Consider the following 20,446-nt stretch of genomic DNA (forward strand, 5'->3'; position numbering starts at 1 on the left):
ATGCCCGACTTCATTCCTCCCGCGAAAAACGACGCCTCGATTTTCGCCGACATGCGCGGCCACCACGTCGCGGTCCGCACCCCGAACCTCGCCGAGGCCAAGGCGTTCTATGTCGGCAAGCTGGACTTCCGCATCGTCGCCGAATGGGACTACGCCGACGAGCAGCTCGCCTATCTCGCTCCCGCGACCGACGACCGCTTCTATATCGAGGTCTTGGGCGGCGGCGATCCCGAGCCGCGGGAGGTTCGGCCTTACACGGACCTCGGCGACAGCCTGAAGTATCGCGGCTACCATCATTTCTGCATGAACGTCGATAGCGTCGAGGAGACGGTCGAGAAGCTGCGCAGCCGCGGCGTGACGATCGTCACCGAACCCTTCGTGCTGCCGGCGATCAGCCGCAAGCTCGCCTTCTTCGCCGACCCGTTCGGCAACCTGATCGAGCTCGCCGAGGTGCTGCCGTGAGCGCGCTCTTCATCATCGGCGCGGGGCCCGGCATCGGCGAAGCTGCGGCCGAGCGCTTCGGGCGCGATGGCTGGAAAATTGTTGTCTCAAGCCGCAGCCCGAAAAACCTCGATCCGTTGGTCGCGCGCCTCACCGGCAAGGGCATTGAGGCTCACGGCCTCGTGCTCGACGCCACCAACGCCGAGAGCGTCCGCGTCGCGATGCGCATCATCGCCTTGGCGACAATCAGTGTGGGGGTGTTGCATGCTGGTCTGCTCGCTACTGTTTCAGAGCTGAGCGGGATCGCTCCAGACAATCGATGCGGCCAACCCGTCATTCGCGGTCCGCGCCTCACCATCTCGGACTTCTCAAGCGTCCCATCATAAGCGAAGACACCGAGCGGCAGGCGCGGTGGCGCGGGTGATCGTCGTCAGCGACGTCTTCGATCGCGTTGGCCGCCTTCATCGGATCGCCGGACTCGCCTCCCGCGTCGCGGAAAAATGGCGAGGGCACCGGCGGTCTCAGCGTAGTCAGCGATCGCGGAACCGTTCTCCACGGCCTGGCAGGTGCGCTGGCCCGGTCGGAGGTGAATCTGCTCGGTTCCCTAATATCCGCTTTGGCGCTTCGCGATTTCGCGTCTCTGTGCGCGGTATGACCCATTTCAGCCTTTGGCAGCGTCCGGTTGCCGGCGTTCTCGTCGGGCCCTGATCCGCATTTGGCGCGCTTATGCATTGGCCTTCGGCGAGCCCCTGACCTAACAAGATAGTCTTCCGACCGTAAACGACTGGTCATGACTAGCATGCCTGCTCCACTGCCCCATTGCAGAGCAGCGCGCCGATAGTTCGATCATTACCGGGATGACGCGAAAGGACCCCTCAGACGGCGCCGATCTAACACGGCGGTCGGCCGCATTACGTCTCGCGTTCTTGCCGCCCGAGTTGTGCGGGAAGCGGCGTCCGTCGACCGGCCGCGCTCCCGTGGAAGGCGCCCAACTCACTATTTCCCAAAGTGACGGCCCAGCCTAGCATCGCCACGCCGGCGCTGGGCTCGTCGGCTTTGGGGGAAGCATGGCTGTCACTTACGGAACGAACGCGCCAGACTATATCGAGGCGACAGGGCCGGGCACGATTTTCGGTTGGGATCGTTCAAACCTCCCAGGAGATGAAGGGCCGGCCGACGATCACGACAACATCATTGGTTCGGCCGGCAACGATTATATTAACGGCGGAGCGGGAAACGACATTATCGATGAGTGGTCGGTTACGGGCGGCGGAGATGATACGATCCTTGGGGGGGGCGGAAACGACGCTATCTATGCGGAATACTCCGGCATTTATTCAGTCGACGCCGGGAGTGGGGACGACAGCATCGTGGTTGGGGGGCGTGCCTCTGGCAACTTCCGGGGTGGCGAGGGGGCCGACCAATTAAGGATCTCACAATGGGGATTTGATATCTCGAAAATTGAACTCTCCTCAGTCGAGACTCTCGACACGCAATATAATGAAGTGACATTATCTCCAGAGCAGATCAATGCCTTTCACTATATTACGATAGGAACGCAGAACGAAGACGACTGGCTCCAGATCAGACTTTCCCATAGCGGTCGCGTAGATTTTCGCGAGAAAACAGATAATTCGGTTCATATCCGTGGCTCCGCCAGCGACGATATCATTATCGGCACCGATAACGCCGACGAAATCGTCGGCGGGGAAGGAAACGACAGGCTCTATGGCGGAGATGGAGGCGACTGGCTCTTTGATTTCGGCGACGGCGCGGACTTCCTGGACGGCGGCGCCGGAGCGGACGGGATGGAGGGCGGCCGCGGCGACGACACCTATGTCGTCGATGATCTCGAAGACGGGGTGAGCGAGGCCAAGGACGCCGGCTTTGATACGGTCCTCGCGAAGGTGAGTTATTCGCTCTATAAATGGGGCGAAAATGATTACAAATACATTGAGATGCTCAAGTTGCTCGGCAGTGATGCTATCGACGGCACCGGAAACAACATCGCCAACATCATCAGGGGTAACTCGGCGTCCAACGTGCTCGACGGCATGGGTGGAGCCGACACCCTCATCGGGGGCGAAGGCGACGACAGTTACGTGGTCGACGACGCTGGCGACGTCACAAAGGAGTTGTCCGGCGGGGGCGCCGACACCGTTCGGTCATCGCTGACGTGGACGCTGTCGAGCCACGTGGAAAATCTTGTTCTGACAGGGTCTCAAGCGGTCGGGGGCTACGGCAATGCGCTGGCGAACCGGATCATAGGCAATGACGTCGGCAACACGTTAGATGGCAAGGTCGGAGCCGACACCATGGTCGGAGGGCTCGGCGACGACGTCTACTTGGTGGACGACGTGAACGACGTCGTCACTGAACTCAGAGCCGAAGGCCATGATCTCGTGCGCAGTTCGGTGACATACGGACTCGCCCCCGAGGTTGAAGATCTTATCTTGACCGGCGCCGCCGCCATTTCGGGAGCGGGCAACGACCTCGCCAACCGGCTTACTGGCAACAGCGGCGCCAATCGCCTGGACGGCGGCCTGGGAGCCGACACCCTCGCGGGCGGGCTTTGGCGAGACACCTTGCTTGGCGGCGGAGGCGACGACACTTACGTCATCGACGACGCCGGCGACGTGGTGACCGAGTTCGTTGGCGGGGGCGTCGACACCGTTCGAGCGTCCGTCACCCACACTCTGGCGGCGAACGTCGAGAACCTCGTCCTCACCGGCGGCGAGGCCGTCAAGGGCTATGGCAACGCCCTCGCGAACCGTCTTTCAGGCAACGCGGCGGCGAACGTGCTGGACGGACGCGACGGCGCGGACACCATGCGCGGCGGGGCCGGCGACGACACCTATCGCGTCGACGACGCGGGCGACGTCGTCGCCGAAGGCGCGGGCGCCGGGTTCGACACGGTCCGGTCGAGCGTCAGCCACGCGCTATCGGCGAACGTCGAGAAGCTCGTCCTCACCGGCGCCGGCGACCTGTCTGGCGCGGGCAACGCGCTCGCCAACGAACTGTTCGGCGCCGCCGGCGCCAACCGGCTCTCCGGCAAGCTTGGCGCGGACCGGTTGACGGGCGGGAATGGTGAAGACGTGTTCGTGTTGGACACCACGCTTGGCGCGGCCAACGTGGACGCCGTCACCGACTTCGCGTCCGGCGTCGACCGGATCGAGCTGTCGGCCTTCGTCTTCCGGGGCCTCGCGTCCGGTTCTCTCGCGACGGGCGCGTTTGCGCTTGGCCAGACGGCCACAGATCTTGACGACCGCATCCTCTACGATCGCGCGACGGGCGGCCTGTTCTTCGACCGCGACGGCTCGGCCGACGCCTACAGCGCCGTCCAGTTTGCCACTCTGACGAGCCGGCCGGCGATCGAAGCCGCCGACTTCGAGGTGGCCTAACGGCCCATCAGAGCGGCGAGCTCCGCGATGGAGCTCTCCGCTCGCCGGCCGGGTAGGCCGCCTTCGCGGCGGGCTAGCGGCCACGATTGGCGGGAGCCCGCGCCGCGGCGGCGTACGCGCGCTGTTGCCGACAGCTCGAGCACGCTGATCAATCCGTCAGGGCCTCGTGGACAACTTGGCCGTGTCGACTTCGCGCTCCTAGACACGTTCGGTCACCTGCTCTCGCGGGTGCGGTGGACGGCTTTCGTTAACGTTAGACATGCTGGCAGAGCAAAGGTCTGTTCTGGGAAGAGAGTTGCATGTCCGCTGTTGGCGCCGAGCGGCGCTGCGGTGGGCCAGGCATGTGGAGGAGGATGACGCCGACGAACGAGCGGTCACTCGACAAAGACGGCGCTCTCGGCGTCGAGCTAACGACTGATTTCGCGGCGGGGCGAGGGGCTTTGCAATGCCAGCCACAATGGCGCACGTGGCTTAAGAGCCGCTATAGCTATCTGAAACATTTCGCCGCGGCGATAGTCGGCCGCCGCGGCAACTTCTTATTTAAAAGGACGAACGTCTAGTCGTGATGCTCGGGAAGTTCATTGAGCTGGTCTTTGGTCCAAGTGGTGACAGCGTGAACATCGCCGTCTTCATCGCGCATGAAGTCGAGATCGGTTGCGGCGACCGCTACGGGCTTCGCGCCGATCCCCAGGAATCCACCCACATCGATCACGACAGTAGCAGTCGCACCGGAGCCATGGACGTGAGCTACGGAACCAATTTTCTCGTCACCCGGACCATAGATGGTCGCGTCGTCAAGCGTCGCTTCGGTGAGTTCATCGCTCGTCAGCCGCACGTGCTTGCTGTGGTCCATAGCTCTGCTCCTTGGATGCGTTGTCCCCCTCAACCGCTCTGGATCACTTCGCGTTCCTAACCCCTATGAACGGCCTGCGTTCGCAAGCGAAGGCGATGTCAGGTTGGCGATTGCGCCTCTTCCTCATCGTCAGGGCTCGCCTCATCCGGTTTCCCGCCATCGCCGCCTGTCTGCGCTTTGGCTTCGACCTCGGCATTGTCGCCAGGGGTGACGAGATCTTTAATGTCTTCGCCAATAGGAGGCTGGGGTGTCGCGGCGGTCTCGCTCGAAGGCAGGGTCTTCTCGTTGAACTTGGGTTCGACGTCCGAAGACAGATATGGCGTGTCGATCATCGTAAGCTCCTCAGCCGGCGGCTTGACGCCGCTCGATTGATAAGCGCTAGGCAGGCCGGTCCGTTCCCGCCTCCCAAACGTCTCGGCGATCAGCTTTCGATCAACTCAGCAATCGCACGTAAGCGAACAGTCCGATCACCCGTGCAACGGCCAAGGCTATCGACAGCCAGAGCAGCACCCTCACACCGAGCATCGTCGCGCGCCGAAGCATGAGTGAGCACTGGCGCTCGCAGGAGCAGGAGAACTCGGCGGGCCAGAGCCAGAGACGAACATCGCCGCCAATAGGTCCGCTGTCTGCCGCCAACCCGATGTCGGCCTCTGGCGCCCAGACGACGTCACCGGGGGGAGGGTCCGCAGCTGCTTTGCGCGGCGATCGGTCGTTCCGTTACCACCCCCGCCTCTCACTTTGCCCGTAGGGGCGATAAGTTTATGGGTAACCGCTCACGTCTCGCGCGACAGGTGACCGACATTGCCATCGAGGCTGAGCGAAGAAACGCGACGGACGCCGTCGTCCTCACGCGAGACCAAGCTGTCGCGGCGCGAGCCCTTCGCGCATCAAATCGCAACCACGCTGCGCGATCTGATAATTCGTGGCGACTTGCCCGCTGGCGGGCGCATCGTAGAGCGCAGCTTGTGCGAAACGCTGGCTGTCTCCCGGACCCCCCTCCGCGAGGCCCTGAAGCTTCTGGAGCTTGAGGGCTTGGTCGAGCTCTCGCAGAACCGGGGCGCGCGGATCATGTCTTTCACCGCGGAAGAGGCCTCGGATCTGTTCGAGGTCATCGCCGGGCTGGAGAGCCTCGCGGCCGAGATCGCGGCCCTGCGGCTGGAGCCGGCTGATCTCGAAGAGCTCAACGAGATGCACTCCCGCATGATGGCGCACTATCATCGCCGGGAGAAAGACCCGTACTTCGAGCTAAACAGCGCGATCCACGACAGGATCGTGCGCCTGTCCCGCAATCCGGTTCTGGTCGCCACCCACGCCAACCTGATGCTGCGCGCGCGGCGCGGTCGCTATATGGCGATCGTCGATCCGCGGCGGTGGGAGGAGTCTGTGAGCGAACACGAGGCGCTGATGACCGCTTTGCATGCCCGCGACGCCGACGCCGCGCGCCGCGCCTGGAAGCGTCATCTGCTCCGCACTGGCGAAACCGTCTGCGCGGTCCTCACCGCAGCGGTTCGCGAGCCTGCGCCGCTCGGTGCCGGCGTGGACCGGGTGGCGGTCATCTAACGCCCAGCGCGCATCGAAATTCTGTTTCTCGGCTGAAATAACGGGCAGGCGCTGCGCTTCTCCAGCAGCCTCAGCGGCATGCGTCGCGCTTCCACGAGCCGCCAAGGCGCGCGTTGCAAACAGGAAACGGCTGCTCTTTCGCCGCAGCCCGGCCTTGGTTTTTCGCACATACGTCGCGACGGCGCGCAAATGGGCGGGATCCTGCTCAACTTATAAGCGGACGCAGGCTCGATCTTTCCATCTAAGCTGCTGTATATGCTTACGTAAATCAGATGGAATGCAATCTGATCGCTGGTTGGTCCACCGCAACGCGTTGAGATAGAAAGCGAAAGCCATGTCACCCCGCCTTTCGTCCGTCGGCGCCGCGCGGCGCCGCTTCCTGGGTCTGTCCGCCTTGCTCTTCGCGGCGACGGCCCTTTTGCCGCTGACTGGCGCGCCGGTTCGGGCCGAGCCGCTGACGCTGGAGGCGATCAAGACAGCCGGCGTGGTGAAAGTCGGCGTGGAGGCGGCCTACCGGCCCTTCACCTTCCGCGATAAGGGCGAAATTGTCGGTTACGACGTCGACCTCGCCAAGCAGCTGTTCGCCCCGCTGGGCGTCAAGGTGGAGTTCATCGACACGGCCTGGGCCGGCGTCATACCCGCGCTTTACGCCGGAAACTTCGACGTCATCATGACCTCGCTCACCTACTCCAAGGAGCGGGTGGCGAAGGTCGGCTATTCCATCCCCTACACCGAAGCGACGCAGGAGATGCTGATCCGCTCCTCCGACGTCGACACGATCAAGAGCATCGACGGCATGTCCGGGAAGGTGCTCGCCGTGAAGCTCGGCTCTGCGGGCGACACCATGAAAGCCGCGCTCGACGCGAAACTGAAGGCGAGCGCTGGCAAAGGCTTCTCCGAGGTGAAGGCCTATGACGACCATCCGGCCGCCTATCTCGCGCTCGCGCAAGGATCCGTCGACGGCGTCATCAATTCGCTCGCGACGCTCACCCAGGTGCTCAAGGACGCCCCGGGCCGGTACGCCATCGTCCGCGACATCGGCCCGCGCAACTGGGCCGGCATCGGCGCCCGGAAGGAGGACACGGCGCTGATCGGCTTCCTGAACGAGCGCATCGAGGCCCTGAAGGCCAACGGCGAGATCTACAAGCTTCAGGAAAAGTGGTTCGGCACGCAGATGAAGCTGGCCGACAAAGTGCCCGACTTCTCCTAACCGCCCGAAGGTGACGGCGGTGGTGAGCCGCCTGTCCCGCCTCACCCGACGGGCGTCTCCCCGCCAGCCGATCGCGGATGCGATTCAATGACCATAGATTGGGCCGTCGTCGAGATGGCCATCCCCCTACTGGCCGAAGGCACGGTGACGACGCTGAGGATTGCGTCGCTTGCGGCGCTGCTCGGCCTTACCGGAGGCGTAGCGCTCGGCCTCGTCTCGCTCGGCGGATGGCGGTGGACGCGCTGGCTAGTGCTCGCCTATGTGGATTTCATCCGCGGCACGCCCCTGCTCATCCAGATCTTCATCGTGTTCTTCGGGCTGCCGCTCATGGGCTGGCGTCCTGGCGAGTTCTGGTCGGGCGTGATCGCGCTGTCGCTCAATTGCGCCGCCTATGTCGCCGAAGTCGTGCGCGGCACGGTCGGGGCGGTCGAGAAGGGCCAGACCGAAGCCGCCAAGTCGATCGGCATGACGCAGGGCAGGATCCTGCTCTACGTCCTGCTGCCGCAGTCGATCCGGCCCATGATGCCGGCGTTGACGAATGACGTGATCACCCTCCTGAAGAACACGTCGCTGCTGTCGGTCATCTCGGTCTACGAGCTGACGCGCTCGGGGCAGGCGATCATCGCCACGCACTTTGCACCGCTCGAGATCTTCGCCCTTCTCGCCATCTACTATTACGCCATCATCTCCGTGCTTTCGTGGATCTCGCGGGTGATTGAGCGGCGGCTCCCAGCCTGGTGATCGCCATGCCCCTCGAAACGAGAACCGATCCCTCAAGGCTTGCTGGCGAACGGCCGTTGCTCTCGGTGCGGGGACTGCGCAAACGGTACGGCGAGCGCGAGATCCTCAAGGACATCTCGTTCGACGTCATGGCGGGACAGACGATGGTGCTGATCGGGCCTTCCGGCTCCGGCAAGACCACGGTGCTGCGCTGCCTGAACCATCTAGAGATCCCAGACGCAGGCACGATCGAGCTTGCGGGCGAGCCGATCGGCGGCGCCTATGTGGGCGAAGCGGCGCGCTGGACGCCCCTGACCGAGTCCCAGCTCGCTCTTCAGCGGCGCAGGTTCGGCTTTGTTTTCCAGCGCTTCAATCTGTTCCCGCACCTCACCGCGGCGCAGAACGTGGCGATCGGTCCGCGAAAGGTGCTTGGCCTGTCGCGCGAGGCGGCCGAAGCGCGCGCGGCGGAGCAACTCGCCCGCGTGAGCCTCGCCGAGCACATGCACAAGCGCCCCTCGCAGCTCTCAGGCGGCCAGCAGCAGCGCGTTGCGATCGCCCGCGCGCTGGCGATGGACCCGCGCCTGATCCTGTTCGACGAGCCGACCTCGGCGCTCGATCCCGAGCTGGTCCACGAGGTCTTGGACGTGATGGGCGCTCTGGCGCGCGAAGGCATGACCATGATCGTGGTCACCCACGAGATGAGTTTCGCGCGGCGCGCCGCCGACACGCTCATCTTTATGGCCGACGGCCATATCGTCGAGCAGGGCTCGCCGGAGGCCGTGTTCTCCGGTCCGCGCGAGGAGAAGACGCAGCGCTTCCTCTCCCACATTCTGAATCGATAGCGCCATGTCCGAGCCGCTCTATGATCTGGTCGTCACCGGCGCGACAGTCCTCACGGGAGCGCCGGCGTCGTACGCCATCGACGACGCCGTGGTCGCGATCTCGGACGGTCGCTTCGCACGGATCGAAGCCGCGACAACGGACGCCGCGCCGCTCAGCGCCCGCCGCAGCCTTCATCTTCCCGGCCGCGTCGTCACGCCGGGCCTGATCAATGTGCACACGCACGCCAACCTCAGCATGGTGCGCGGCGTCGCGGAGGACCTGGGCTTCGCGCCGGCCTACACGCCCGGTATTCCGCAGGGCCACATGGTCACGCCGGCCGAAGCCTACGCAATCGCACGGCTGGGCGCGCTGGAGGCGCTGCTGTTCGGCTCCACGCTGATCAACGACACCTTCGTGCACGCCGACGTCGTCACGCCCGCCATGGCGGACGTCGGCCTCCGGGTGTGGTCGTGCGGCCGCATTCACGACGTCGATTTCTCCGGCGTCTCGGTGGGGCGCTGGGATCATGTTGAGGCTATCGGCGACAAGACGCTCGGCGAGGCGATCGCGCTGGCGGAGCGCTACGACGGCAAAAGCGGAGGCCGCATCGGAGTGCAACTCGCCGCGCATGCGCCCGACACATGCTCAACGCCCTTCCTGCGGCGCATCGCGCGGGTCGCGGAGGACACCGGGCTTCGGGTGACGACCCATCTCTCGCAGAGCAAGGTTGAACTTGCCCGGATCCGCGAACGTGACGGCATGAGCCCGCCCGAACTGCTTGACGAGGTCGGCCTGCTGAACGACCGGCTCACTGCTGCGCATTGCATCCACGTCAGCGACGGCGACATCGCCCGCATCGGGAGGGCCGGCGTCCATGTCGCCCACATCGCCAAGGGCAACGCGACGGGAGCCACAATCGCGCCGACGCACAGGCTCCGCGCCGCGGGCGCCAAGCTCACGCTCGGCACCGACAACATGCACGCCGACATGGTGGAGGTGATGCGCTGGGCGCTCGCGGTCGGTCGCATCCAGCTCGGCGCGGTCACGCCCGACTGGCAGCCCGAGACCGTGTTCGAAATGGCGACCCTCGCGGGCGCGCGCGCCATGGGGCTCGAGGACGAGATCGGCAGCATCGAGATCGGCAAGCGCGCGGACTTCGTCGCTTTCGATTTCCGTCGCCCGCATCTCACGCCGATGACCAACGCCCTCGGCAACCTCGTCCACGTCGCCCAGGGTCGCGACGTGGAGGTCGTCGCCGTGGACGGCGAATTGATGGTGATGGACGGAAAGCCGACCCGGGTGGACGCCGACGCGGTTCGCCGTGACGCCGCCCTCGCCATCGAGGCGCTGTGGGCCCGGGCGCGCGGGGGCTGAGCGGATGCGTATCCTCCTCATCAATCCCAACACCTCCGTCGCAATGACGGAACGCATGGTTGCGAGCGCCTCCCGTTCCTTGGCGCCGGACGTCGAGCTTGTGGCCCTGACGGCGCCGCAAGGCATGCCCTACATCGCCAGTCGCGCGGAGTCCGTAATCGCCGGCGCAGCGACGCTGGAGATGATCGCCGCGCATCAGAGCGGCGTGGACGCCGTGGTGATCGGGGCGTTCGGCGACCCTGGGCTGATTGCGGCGCGAGAGCTGTTCGACCTCCCCGTGACCGCCATGGCGGAAGCCGCGATGCTCACGGCCTGCATGCTCGCGCAGCGCTTTTCGATCGTGACGTTCTCCCCCACGCTCACCGCCTGGTACGAAGACGCCGTCGCGCTCAGCGGCCTTCAAGCCCGGTGCGCAGGCATCCGCGTGCCGGACGTTTCGTTCGCCTCGATCAACGACGTCCAGAGGGAACTGGAGGCGCAGTTGGTCGAGCTATGTCAGCGCTCGATCGAGACCGACAAGGCGGACGCCGTCATCCTCGCAGGCGCGCCGCTGACCGGCTTCGCGGCCAAAGTCGCGGCGCGCGTTCCCGTTCCGCTGATTGATCCTCTAGACGCCGCGATCGGCCAGGCGACGCTGCTCGCTCGCCTTCAGACGACCCCGGCGCGCGCGGGGCGTTTCGCACGGCCCCCAGCGAAGCCCGGAACAGGATTGACGCGGGCGCTTGGGGCCTGGATCGAGCATCGCTCCGTGTGAGCTTGGCGCGTACGACCGACCGTCACATCGAAGCTGGGGCAACACCTTGGGATCAGGTGTGCCGCAGTCGCTCGCTCAGCGCTTTTCGCGTCAAATCCTCAAGGAAGTTGAGAAAGTCTCGGGCCCGGCCCGAGGCTTTCTCAATCTCTCTATCGGCCGCCGCCGTTAGCGTGGCAGCGTGAAGGCGGGCCGCCTCCTCGAAGACATCCTGATCTTCGATGTAGGCGTACCAGAAGCGGCGCGAAAGCCCGTGCAGGGCGCCTATTGAGCCCGCGAGAATGGCGTTGTGCGCCGCCTGCGCCAGCAGTTCGTGGATCGCGCGGTTGGCGCGCAGGAACGCCCCGCGGTCCCGGTCGGCGGCAGCCGCGGTGATCTCGGCGGCTAGTTCAATCATCCGGTCGCGCTGGCTAACCACCGCGCGATCCGCGGCCAGCCGAACCATCAGGTCCTCCAACGGCCGTCTCACCTCAAGCAGTTCGAACTGGCGAAAGACGTCGATGGTCGAGACCTGCACGCCGCGGCTCGGATGGACTTCGATATAGCCCTCGATCCGCAGGCGCTGCAGCGCCTCGCGAACTGGCGTGCGGCCGCACTGGATCTCGTCCGCCAGTCGCTTCTCGGAGATCATCGCGCCCGGCTTCAACGCGCGGGTGACGATCATCTCCTCGATCCGCTTATAGGCCGTCTCCGCCAGCGACGGCGGCGTTTGTGGGTCATCCGCCATTCCGGTCTCCACCTTCGGGCTCGGCAGCGTTCAAATCGCGGCCGATCCAGCTAGCCGTTGACAGCTCGCCGGCACAAGCGTAAGCCGATGCTCAACCGATATATCGGCAGTGTATCGGATAAGAAGTGAGGGAGGTGCTGCGATGGACGCTCGTCCGCGCTTGCGTCTGGAAACGGATGTGCTGGTCGTCGGCGGAGGCGCGGCGGGAGTTGCGGCGGCCGTGACCGCCGCGCGGCAGGGGCTCGATGTGACCCTGGTCGAGCGCTACGGATTTTGCGGCGGCGGGGCGGTCGCGGGCCTGTCGGGCACCGTGTGTGGCCTCTATGAGGCGACCGACCGGCGCGGCGCGGGGCCGAAGCAGGTGGTGTTCGGCTTCGCCGACGAATTCTGCCGCCGGCTCGAGGCGATGGGCGGGCTCGCCGATCCGGTGGTCTACGGCAAGACCTGGACCCGCGTGCACGACCCGCTGATCTGGCGCGAGGCCGCGGACGCGTTCCTGACGGAGGCGGGCGTCCGGATCATCTTCCATGCGGTGGTGTTCGGCGCGCACATGCAGGGCGACCTCGTCCAGGGTCTCGAGATATGGACGAAGGAAGGCGTCATTGACGCCCGCGCCCCTCTGGTGATCGACGCCAGCGGCGACGCCGACGTGGTCGCGATGGCCGGCTTTCCGTCGGTCGTCGGGGACGACGGCCGGGTTCAGAACCCAACGATGATCTTCCGGATGCTCGGCGTCGACGTGGCGCGGTTTGCGGCCGAGTACGGCGCCGACACGATCATGCCACAGCGGATCTCGGACATGATCCGGGCCCAGCACAACGCCGGCAATTACGACCTGCCGCGGGCCAAGATCTGGCTGTTCCAGACGACCCGCCCAGGCGAGCTTCTGTGCAACTGCACACGGGTGATCGGCGAGGCCGGTCGCGAACTCAACACGCTGTTCTGGCGCGACTTCACCGAGGCGGAGTTGCAGGGCCGCAGGCAAATGCGCGAGTACGCGCGGTTTTTCCGCGACCACGTGGTCGGCTGCGAGAGCGCCTTCGTCAACGACACCGGCGTCCAGGTCGGGGTTCGACAGAGTCGCCAGATTGCGGGCGTCGAGACCCTTCGGAACGCCGATGTCGTCGAGGGCACGAAATTCGTGGATGGGATTGCGCGATCGCCGTGGCCGATCGAACTGCACTCCGGCGACAAGCCGCGGGTCGAATGGCTGCTCGACGATTTCTACGAGGTGCCGTTCGGTTGCTTCGTTCCCGAGCGGGGCGAGGGGCTGCTGGCCGCCGGCCGCTGCCTCTCGGCCCAGCATGAGGCCGTCGCCTCGGCGCGGGTGACCGCCCAGTGCTTCGCCTACGGCCATGCGGTCGGCCTCGCCGCCTCGATCGTCGTCAGGGACAAGGTCGCGCCGCGGTCGATCGCTGGCGTCGATCTTCGACTCCTCCTCAACGCCGACGGCGCGAGGCTCGAGGCATGAGCGCCGGTGAATCGGCCGTGGTTTCGCGCACGGGCGACGGCGCGGTCGCGGTGCTGACGTTGAACCGCCCCGAGCGTCGCAACGCGCTCGGCGTCAACTCCATGCGGGCGCTTCGCGCAGCGCTTCACACCGCCGACCAGGATGCCGACGTCCGCGCGATCGTGCTCACCGGCGCGCCGCCCGCGTTTTGCGCCGGCAGTGACCTGAAGGAGCTCGGCGGCCTGAGCGTCCCGGACATGTGCGCCCACGAGGCGGCGACCGCCGCTGTGGCGCGCGAGATCGGGATGCTCTCGAAGCCGGTGGTCGCGGCCGTCGAAGGCTTCGCGCTCGGCGGCGGGTTCATTCTCGCCGCCTCCTGCGACGCGGTGGTCACCGCCTCGAACGCCCGCTGGCATTTGCCTGAGGTGGCGAACGGCTGGACGCCGCCGTGGGGCCTGGGCGCCCTCATCGCCCGGGTCGGTCCGGTGCGAGCCCGTCTTCTGACTTGGGCCGCCGATCCGATCGACGGCGTCGAGGCCCACCGGCTGGGCGTCGCAGACGAACTCGCCGACGCGGGCCAGGCGCTGACGCGAGCGACCGAGGTCGCGCAAAGGCTCGCCAAACAACCGGCTGACGCGGTCGCGTCGGTCAAACGCTTCTTCGAGCCGTTCGCTTCCGCCGATGGCGAGCGCCTCGATCACGTCGCCTCACGCTTGTTCGCGCACGACTGCGAAAGCGCTGAGGCCAAGGCGACGCTCTCTCGATTCACGGTGAAAGCATGAGCAAGATCGTCGACGCCGCCTACGCGGTCGCAGCCATCCGCGACGGCTCGACCGTCGCCTCGGTCGGGGTCATCGGCTGGATCACTCCCGACGCCGTGCTGAAGGCGCTCGGCGACCGCTTCCGCGACACCGGAGCGCCTCGCGACCTAACGGTGTATCTCCCGGTCGGCACCGGGGACGCCCAAGCCATCAAGGGCATGGATCATCTGGCCCAGGTGGGTCTGATGAAGCGGATCGTTTCGGGCTCCTACATCAACCCGGTCGATCCGGTGACCGGCAAGCGGCCGGAACTCATGCGGCTGATCCGGGAGAACGCCATCGAGGCCTATTCCTGGCCAATCGGCGCCTCCATGCACTGGCTCCGCGAAGTGGCGCGGAACAGCCCGGGCTATCTCACCCGCGTCGGTCTCGGCACCTACATCGATCCTGAGCTCGGCGGCGGAAAGTTCACGGCCCGCGCGACCGAAGACCTTGTCCGCCGCGTCGAGATCGACGGCGAGACGCTGCTCTACTACCCGACCTGGAAGATCGACGTTGCGATCATCCGCGCGTCGAGCGCCGACGAGCACGGCAACCTGTCGTTCGAGGATGAGCCGCTGACGTCCGCCAACATCGGCCTCGCGCTCGCCGCGAAGGCGAGCGGGGGCCGTGTCATCGCGCAGGTTCGGCGGATCATGCCGGCCGACACGCGGGCGGCCAGCGCGGTCGCCATCCCCGGCATGTTCGTCGACGCCGTGGTGGTGGACGCCGAAATGATGATGGCGAGCGAGACGGAGTACGAGCCGGCCTATTTCGGCGGCGCCCGGATGCCCCTCGACCGTCTGCCCCGGCCGGCCATGAGCCCCGACAAGGTGATCGCCGCGCGCGCGGCGCGCGAGGTTCGGAAGCGCGAGCTCTCGATCTTCGGCTTCGGCGCGGCCGCCGACGTCCCGCTCGTGATGGCGGAGCGGGGTCTCTTCGACGGCGGCGCCATGAAGGACTACTGGTTCACGACCGAGCACGGCTCCTACGGCGGCGTGGTGATGTCCGGGTGGCAGTTCTCCGCCAACGTCAACCCCGACGCCATCATCGACGGGCTTTATCAGTTCGACGTCATCGACGGCGGCCTTTGTCCGTTCGCGGCCTTGGCCTTCGCGCAGTTCGACGCGGCCGGCGTGGTCAACGTCAGCAAATTCGGCGCGGCCAATCCCGGGGCGGGCGGTTTTATCGACATCGCCGAAAACGCCAAGCGCCTGGTCTTCACAGGCACCTTCACGACCAATGGCCTGTCCGTGGCGTTCGAGAACGGCCGGCTCAAGATCCTGTCCGAGGGCCGGGTGAAGAAATTCGCGCCCGCGGTCGAGAGCGTGACCTATTCCGTCGCCCGCGGCGTGCGCGAGCGTGGCCAGACCGCCTTGATCGTGACCGAGCGCGCCGTGTTCGAATACCGCAAAGAGGGCCTGACGTTGACGGAGATCGCGCCCGGCGTGGATCTGGATCGCGACGTGCTCGGCCAGATGGATTTCGCTCCGCGCGTTAACCGCGCCGGCCTCCGCGAGATGAGCCGCGAGCTGTTCTCGCAAGCGGAGGATCTGCGCGCCGCAAGCTGACGACCGCACGCCCAAACAATGACTCTGGACCCATCCGGAGCGAGGAGGAACGGTGCCCGAAATCAGACCGACTGACGACGCGACCGGCTCGGCCGGCGGCGAGATCGTGCTGCAGGCCGAAGGCCTGAGCAAAAACTTCGCCGGCTTCAGCGCGGTGAGCGGCGTCGACCTCGCCGTGCGGCGCGGGACCATCCATGCGCTCATCGGGCCCAACGGCGCGGGCAAGACGACCTGCTTCAACCTTCTGACGAAGTTCCTGACGCCCACCGGCGGCGTGATCCGCTACATGGGCCGCGACATTACGCGGATGAAGCCCGCGGACGTCGCGCGGCTCGGACTGGTGCGCTCGTTCCAGATCTCTGCGGTGTTCCCTAACCTCACGGTGAAAGAGAACGTCCGGATCGCTCTCCAGCGCCGGATACGCGGCTCGTCGTTAGATTTCTGGCGGTCGGAAAGCGTCTTGCACGCCCTCGACCAGGACGCGCTCGCGCTGGTCGAGGACGTCGGCCTGTCCGCCTACGCGGAACATCTCGCGGTCGAACTCTCCTATGGGCGAAAGCGGGCGCTCGAGATCGCGACTACGCTCGCGCTGAAGCCCGACATGCTGCTGTTGGACGAGCCCATGGCGGGCATGGGCCATGAGGACATCGACCGCACGGCCGCCCTCATCAAGCGGGTTTCACGCAACCGCACGATCCTGATGGTCGAGCACAACCTGTCGGTGGTCGCCTCGCTGTCCGACCGCATCACGGTGCTCGCCCGCGGCCAGGTCCTGTCCGAAGGCGACTACGCGACGGTCTCCACAAATCCCCGCGTCATCGAAGCCTACATCGGAGCCGGTCATGCCTGAGGCGCTCCTGGCCGAGAGGCCCGTGCCCGCGTCTGCGGCACCCCTGCTCTCCGTCGACGACCTGGAGGGCTGGTACGGCGAAAGCCACGTGCTGCACGGCGTCGGCTTCGACGTGAAGCCCGGAGAAGTCGTCACCCTGCTGGGGCGTAACGGCGCCGGCAAGACCACCACGCTGCGCGCGATCATCGGGATCCTCGGACGGCGTAGGGGCTCGGTGACGGTCAAGGGCGTCGAAGCGATCGCCATGCCGTCCCGCCTGATCGCCCGGCTTGGCGTGGGCTATGTGCCGGAAGAGCGGGGGATCTTCGCCAGCCTGACTGTCGCCGAGAATCTGACGCTTCCGCCCCAGGTGAAGCCGGGCGGTCTCACCCTCAAGCAGATCTATGAGCTGTTCCCGAACCTCGAGGAGCGCGCGGGCAGCCAGGGAACGAAGCTTTCCGGCGGCGAGCAGCAGATGCTCGCCATCGGCCGCATCCTTCGCACCGGCGCGAAGCTTCTGCTGCTCGACGAGCCGACCGAAGGCCTAGCGCCCGTCATCGTCGAGCAGATCGGCCGGACCCTGCGAATGCTGAAGACAGAGGGTTTCACCATCCTCTTGGTCGAGCAGAACTTCCGCTTCGCCCAGACCGTCGCCGACCGCCACGTGGTGATCGAGCAGGGACGCGTCATTGACACCATCCCGAACGCCGACCTCGACGCCAATCTCGGCAAGCTCAAAACCTATCTGGGGGTCTGACCATGGCGACGCTCTTCGGCGTTCCGCTGCAAGCGCTCTCGGGACAGCTTCTTCTGGGCCTGATCAACGGCTCCTTCTACGCGATACTGTCGCTCGGCCTCGCGGTCATCTTCGGCCTGCTGAACATCATCAACTTCGCGCATGGCGCCCAATACATGATGGGCGCCTTCGTCGCCTGGATGCTGTTGAACTACGCCGGCGTCGGTTATTGGCCGGCGCTGCTGATCGCGCCCGTCTTCGTGGGTCTGTCCGGCGTGCTGCTGGAGCGCGTGCTGATCGCGCGTCTCTACAAGCTCGACCACCTCTACGGCCTGCTGCTGACTTTTGGCGTCGCGCTGATCGTTCAGGGGCTGTTCCGCAACCACTTCGGCGCGTCAGGCCTGCCCTACGCGATCCCCGCCGAGCTCTCGGGCGGGCACCGGCTGCCCTTCATGTTCCTGCCCACCTACCGCGGCTGGGTGGTCGTGGCGTCGCTCGCGGTCTGCCTGGCGACGTGGCTCGCGATCGAGAAGACCAAGCTCGGCGCCTATCTCCGCGCCGCCACCGAAAACCCCGCGCTGGTTCAGGCCTTCGGCGTGAACGTGCCGCTGCTGCTGACGCTGACCTACGGCTTCGGCGTGGCGCTCGCGGGCTTCGCCGGCGTGCTCGCGGCCCCGGTACTGTCGGTTAATCCCAACATGGGCGCCGACATCATCATTGTGGTCTTCGCGGTGGTCGTGATCGGCGGCATGGGCTCGATCCTCGGCGCGATCGTCACCGGCTTCGGCCTCGGTGTCGTCGAAGGCCTGGTCAAGGTGTTCTACCCCGAGGGCTCGGCGACCGTGATCTTCGTGATCATGGCCCTGGTGCTGCTCGTCAAACCCGCCGGCCTGTTCGGAAGGACCGCTTAATGGTCGACATCGCAAGCGGCTCCGCCGCTCCGGCTCGCATTCCCGCCACGGGCGGCGCGAGCCGCGACGCCGCCGCGCTCCATCGCGCTATCTTCATCGGGCTCGCGGCGCTGCTCGTCGTGGCGCCCTTCGCGCTCTATCCCGTGTTCCTGATGAAGGTGATGTGTTTCGCGCTGTTTGCGGTCGCCTTCAACCTGCTGCTGGGGTACGGCGGTCTGCTCTCATTCGGGCATGCCGCCTATTTCGGAATGGCGAGCTATGCCGCCGCCTATGCGGCCAAGGTCTGGGGCTTCACGCCCGAGCTCGCAATCCTGCTCGGAACCTTCGTCGGCGGCCTGCTCGGCCTTGTGTTCGGCGCGCTCGCGATCCGACGGCAGGGCATCTATTTCTCGATGATCACGCTGGCGCTGGCGCAGATGGCGTTCTTCTTCTGCCTGCAGGCGCCGTTCACCGGGGGCGAGGACGGAATCCAGGGCGTCCCGCGCGGCAAGCTGTTCGGCCTGATCGACCTGTCCGACGACCGCGCGCTCTATGTCTTCGTCGCCATCGTGTTTCTGGGCGCGCTGGCGCTGGTCTACCGGATCATCCACTCGCCCTTCGGCCAGGCGCTGAAGGCGATCCGGGACAACGAGCCGCGCGCGATCTCGCTCGGCTATCGGGCGTCCCAGTACAAGCTCGCGGTGTTCGTGCTGTCCGCCTCGCTCGCCGGGCTCGCCGGCGCCACCAAGGCCTTCGTCTTCCAGCTCGCTACGCTGACCGACGTGCACTGGTCCATGTCCGGCGAGGTCGTGCTGATGACGCTGGTCGGCGGCATGGGGACGATTTTCGGCCCGCTGGTCGGAGCGCTCGTGACGGTCACGATGCAGAACTACCTCGCCCAGTTCGGCGCCTGGGTGACGATCATCCAGGGCGTCGTGTTCGTCGTCTGCGTGCTGCTGTTCCGGCAGGGCGTCGTGGGGCTGATCGCCAAATTCATCCGCAAGCCTCTGTAATGCCGCCCTCAAGAGCGGCGCCAGGCCGCCGGGCGATCCTCTGCACCATCCCTGGGAGGGAACACAATGATTTCGAAGGCCAGACTGCTCGCCGGCGCCGCCATGCTCGGCCTCGCGGCTCAAGACGCGCCCGCCGCCGCCCAGGTGTCGGGCGACACGATCAAGATCGGCCTGATCACGGACATGTCCGGCATGTACGCCGACGCCGACGGCTCCGGCGGCGCCGAGGCGGTCCGCATGGCGATCGAGGACTTCGGCGGGGAAGTCGCCGGCAACAAGATCGAGTTCGTCGTCGCCGATCATCAGAACAAAGCGGACATCGGCGCGGCGCGGGTCCGGGAATGGATTGACCGCGACGGCGTCGACATGGTGATCGCGGGGCCGAACTCGTCCGTCGGTCTCGCCGTCGCGAAGATCGCGGCGGACAAGAAGAAGCCGTTCATCGCCATCGGCTCGACGTCGTCGCGCCTAACCAACGAGGAATGCACGCCATTCACGATCCACTACGCCTACGACACCGTCTCGCTATCGAAGGGCACAGGCGCGGCGGTCGTCGCCGACGGTGGCAAGAGCTGGTTCTTCCTGACGGCGGACTACGTCTTCGGCGCCTCGATCGAGAAAGACACCCGCGCCGTCATCGCCGCGAAGGGCGGCACGGTGGCGGGCTCGATCAAGCATCCCCTTGGCGCCTCCGACTTCTCCTCCTTCCTTCTCCAGGCGCAAGGGTCCGGCGCCGACGTGCTGGCGCTGGCGAACGCCGGCGCGGACACGATCAACGCCATCAAGGCGGCCGACGAGTTCGGGGTTGGGCAGTCCATGAAGCTGGTCGCCATGAACATGTACCTGACCGACGTGCATGCGCTCGGGCTTCAGGTCGCCAAGGGCCTGTACATGACGGACGGCTGGTATTGGGACCTAAACGACGAGACCCGCGCTTGGGGCAAGAAGTTCTTCGACCGCACCAACAAGATGCCGACGCTGCTGCAGGTCGCGGACTATTCGGCGGTCCGGACCTACCTGGAGGCGGTGAAGGCGACCGGCGCCGACGACGGCGAAACCATCGTCGCCCGGATGAAGGCGACGCCGGTCAACGACGTCTTCGTGAAAGACGGCGTCATCCGGCCGGACGGCCGCATGGTCCACGACATGTACCTGATGCAGGTGAAGACCCCCGAGGAATCCAAGTACCCGTGGGATTACTACAAGCTCGTCAAGGTCATTCCGGGCGAGGACGCCGCCACCTCCAAGGCCGAGTCGCGCTGCACACTCTGGACCAACGCCACGCAGTGATGCGGATC

General features: G+C 65.9%; 20 protein-coding genes. 17 read left to right on the forward strand and 3 right to left on the reverse strand.

Annotated features, from left to right (window positions below; translation table 11 throughout):
- From METY_RS15080 to METY_RS15090, 3 genes are all read left to right on the forward strand, one after another.
- Complete coding sequence (locus tag METY_RS15080) at positions 1–462, forward strand: VOC family protein (protein ID WP_103122221.1); 462 nt, start codon at positions 1–3, stop codon at positions 460–462.
- Positions 459–827: an SDR family NAD(P)-dependent oxidoreductase gene (locus tag METY_RS15085; protein WP_103122222.1), complete on the forward strand. Its 369-nt coding sequence runs from the start codon at positions 459–461 to the stop codon at positions 825–827. Before METY_RS15080 ends, METY_RS15085 begins: the two co-directional genes overlap by 4 nt.
- Before the next feature lie 681 nt (positions 828–1,508).
- Positions 1,509–3,842 carry a calcium-binding protein gene (locus METY_RS15090; protein ID WP_103122223.1) on the forward strand — a complete coding sequence of 778 codons (2,334 nt, stop codon included), beginning with the start codon at positions 1,509–1,511 and terminating at the stop codon, positions 3,840–3,842.
- A gap of 556 nt (positions 3,843–4,398) precedes the next feature.
- On the opposite strand, the gene METY_RS15095 is transcribed toward METY_RS15090, so the two are convergent.
- Positions 4,399–4,695 carry a PRC-barrel domain-containing protein gene (locus METY_RS15095; protein ID WP_103122224.1) on the reverse strand — a complete coding sequence of 99 codons (297 nt, stop codon included), beginning with the start codon at positions 4,693–4,695 and terminating at the stop codon, positions 4,399–4,401.
- Positions 4,696–4,793: 98 nt separating this feature from the next.
- Complete coding sequence (locus tag METY_RS15100) at positions 4,794–5,027, reverse strand: hypothetical protein (protein ID WP_103122225.1); 234 nt, start codon at positions 5,025–5,027, stop codon at positions 4,794–4,796.
- Between the two features lie 469 nt (positions 5,028–5,496).
- Here METY_RS15100 and METY_RS15105 point away from each other — a divergent pair, with 469 nt between their 5' ends.
- From METY_RS15105 to METY_RS15130, 6 genes are all read left to right on the forward strand, one after another.
- A complete protein-coding gene (locus METY_RS15105) occupies positions 5,497–6,255 on the forward strand; it encodes a GntR family transcriptional regulator (RefSeq protein ID WP_200819697.1) in 759 nt (252 codons plus the stop codon).
- Between the two features lie 334 nt (positions 6,256–6,589).
- Positions 6,590–7,465 carry a transporter substrate-binding domain-containing protein gene (locus tag METY_RS15110; protein ID WP_103122226.1) on the forward strand — a complete coding sequence of 292 codons (876 nt, stop codon included), beginning with the start codon at positions 6,590–6,592 and terminating at the stop codon, positions 7,463–7,465.
- Between the two features lie 87 nt (positions 7,466–7,552).
- A complete protein-coding gene (locus tag METY_RS15115) occupies positions 7,553–8,206 on the forward strand; it encodes an amino acid ABC transporter permease (protein ID WP_103122227.1) in 654 nt (217 codons plus the stop codon).
- Between the two features lie 5 nt (positions 8,207–8,211).
- The gene (locus tag METY_RS15120; RefSeq protein WP_103122292.1) at positions 8,212–9,027 is read left to right on the forward strand and encodes an amino acid ABC transporter ATP-binding protein; all 816 of its coding nucleotides are present in this window, start codon (positions 8,212–8,214) and stop codon (positions 9,025–9,027) included.
- A gap of 4 nt (positions 9,028–9,031) precedes the next feature.
- A complete protein-coding gene (locus METY_RS15125; RefSeq protein WP_103122228.1) occupies positions 9,032–10,381 on the forward strand; it encodes an amidohydrolase family protein in 1,350 nt (449 codons plus the stop codon).
- Between the two features lie 4 nt (positions 10,382–10,385).
- Positions 10,386–11,135 carry an aspartate/glutamate racemase family protein gene (locus METY_RS15130; protein ID WP_103122229.1) on the forward strand — a complete coding sequence of 250 codons (750 nt, stop codon included), beginning with the start codon at positions 10,386–10,388 and terminating at the stop codon, positions 11,133–11,135.
- 52 nt (positions 11,136–11,187) lie between these two features.
- On the opposite strand, the gene METY_RS15135 is transcribed toward METY_RS15130, so the two are convergent.
- Positions 11,188–11,859, reverse strand: a complete 672-nt coding sequence (locus METY_RS15135; RefSeq protein WP_103122230.1) for a GntR family transcriptional regulator — start codon at positions 11,857–11,859, stop codon at positions 11,188–11,190.
- Between the two features lie 142 nt (positions 11,860–12,001).
- On the opposite strand from METY_RS15135, the gene METY_RS15140 reads away from it, so the two are divergent.
- From METY_RS15140 to METY_RS15175, 8 genes are all read left to right on the forward strand, one after another.
- The gene (locus METY_RS15140) at positions 12,002–13,330 is read left to right on the forward strand and encodes an FAD-dependent oxidoreductase (RefSeq protein WP_103122231.1); all 1,329 of its coding nucleotides are present in this window, start codon (positions 12,002–12,004) and stop codon (positions 13,328–13,330) included.
- The gene (locus METY_RS15145; protein ID WP_103122232.1) at positions 13,327–14,091 is read left to right on the forward strand and encodes an enoyl-CoA hydratase/isomerase family protein; all 765 of its coding nucleotides are present in this window, start codon (positions 13,327–13,329) and stop codon (positions 14,089–14,091) included. The genes METY_RS15140 and METY_RS15145 overlap by 4 nt, the downstream gene beginning before the upstream one ends.
- Positions 14,088–15,680, forward strand: a complete 1,593-nt coding sequence (locus METY_RS15150) for an acyl CoA:acetate/3-ketoacid CoA transferase (RefSeq protein ID WP_103122233.1) — start codon at positions 14,088–14,090, stop codon at positions 15,678–15,680. Before METY_RS15145 ends, METY_RS15150 begins: the two co-directional genes overlap by 4 nt.
- A gap of 61 nt (positions 15,681–15,741) precedes the next feature.
- Entirely contained in the window at positions 15,742–16,530 is a 789-nt protein-coding gene (locus METY_RS15155; RefSeq protein ID WP_103122293.1) for an ABC transporter ATP-binding protein, read from the forward strand.
- Positions 16,523–17,266, forward strand: coding sequence for an ABC transporter ATP-binding protein (locus METY_RS15160; RefSeq protein ID WP_103122234.1), 744 nt, complete (start codon positions 16,523–16,525; stop codon positions 17,264–17,266). Before METY_RS15155 ends, METY_RS15160 begins: the two co-directional genes overlap by 8 nt.
- Positions 17,267–17,268: 2 nt before the next feature.
- Entirely contained in the window at positions 17,269–18,156 is an 888-nt protein-coding gene (locus tag METY_RS15165; protein WP_103122235.1) for a branched-chain amino acid ABC transporter permease, read from the forward strand.
- Positions 18,156–19,148, forward strand: a complete 993-nt coding sequence (locus METY_RS15170) for a branched-chain amino acid ABC transporter permease (RefSeq protein ID WP_103122236.1) — start codon at positions 18,156–18,158, stop codon at positions 19,146–19,148. Before METY_RS15165 ends, METY_RS15170 begins: the two co-directional genes overlap by 1 nt.
- Before the next feature lie 66 nt (positions 19,149–19,214).
- Positions 19,215–20,438 (forward strand): ABC transporter substrate-binding protein, encoded by a 1,224-nt coding sequence (locus METY_RS15175; protein ID WP_103122237.1) that lies wholly within the window; start codon positions 19,215–19,217, stop codon positions 20,436–20,438.
- The last annotated feature ends 8 nt before the right edge of the window (positions 20,439–20,446 follow it).

Source organism: Methylopila sp. Yamaguchi (genome assembly GCF_002897035.1).
In the GTDB taxonomy this organism is placed as follows: domain Bacteria; phylum Pseudomonadota; class Alphaproteobacteria; order Rhizobiales; family Methylopilaceae; genus Methylopila.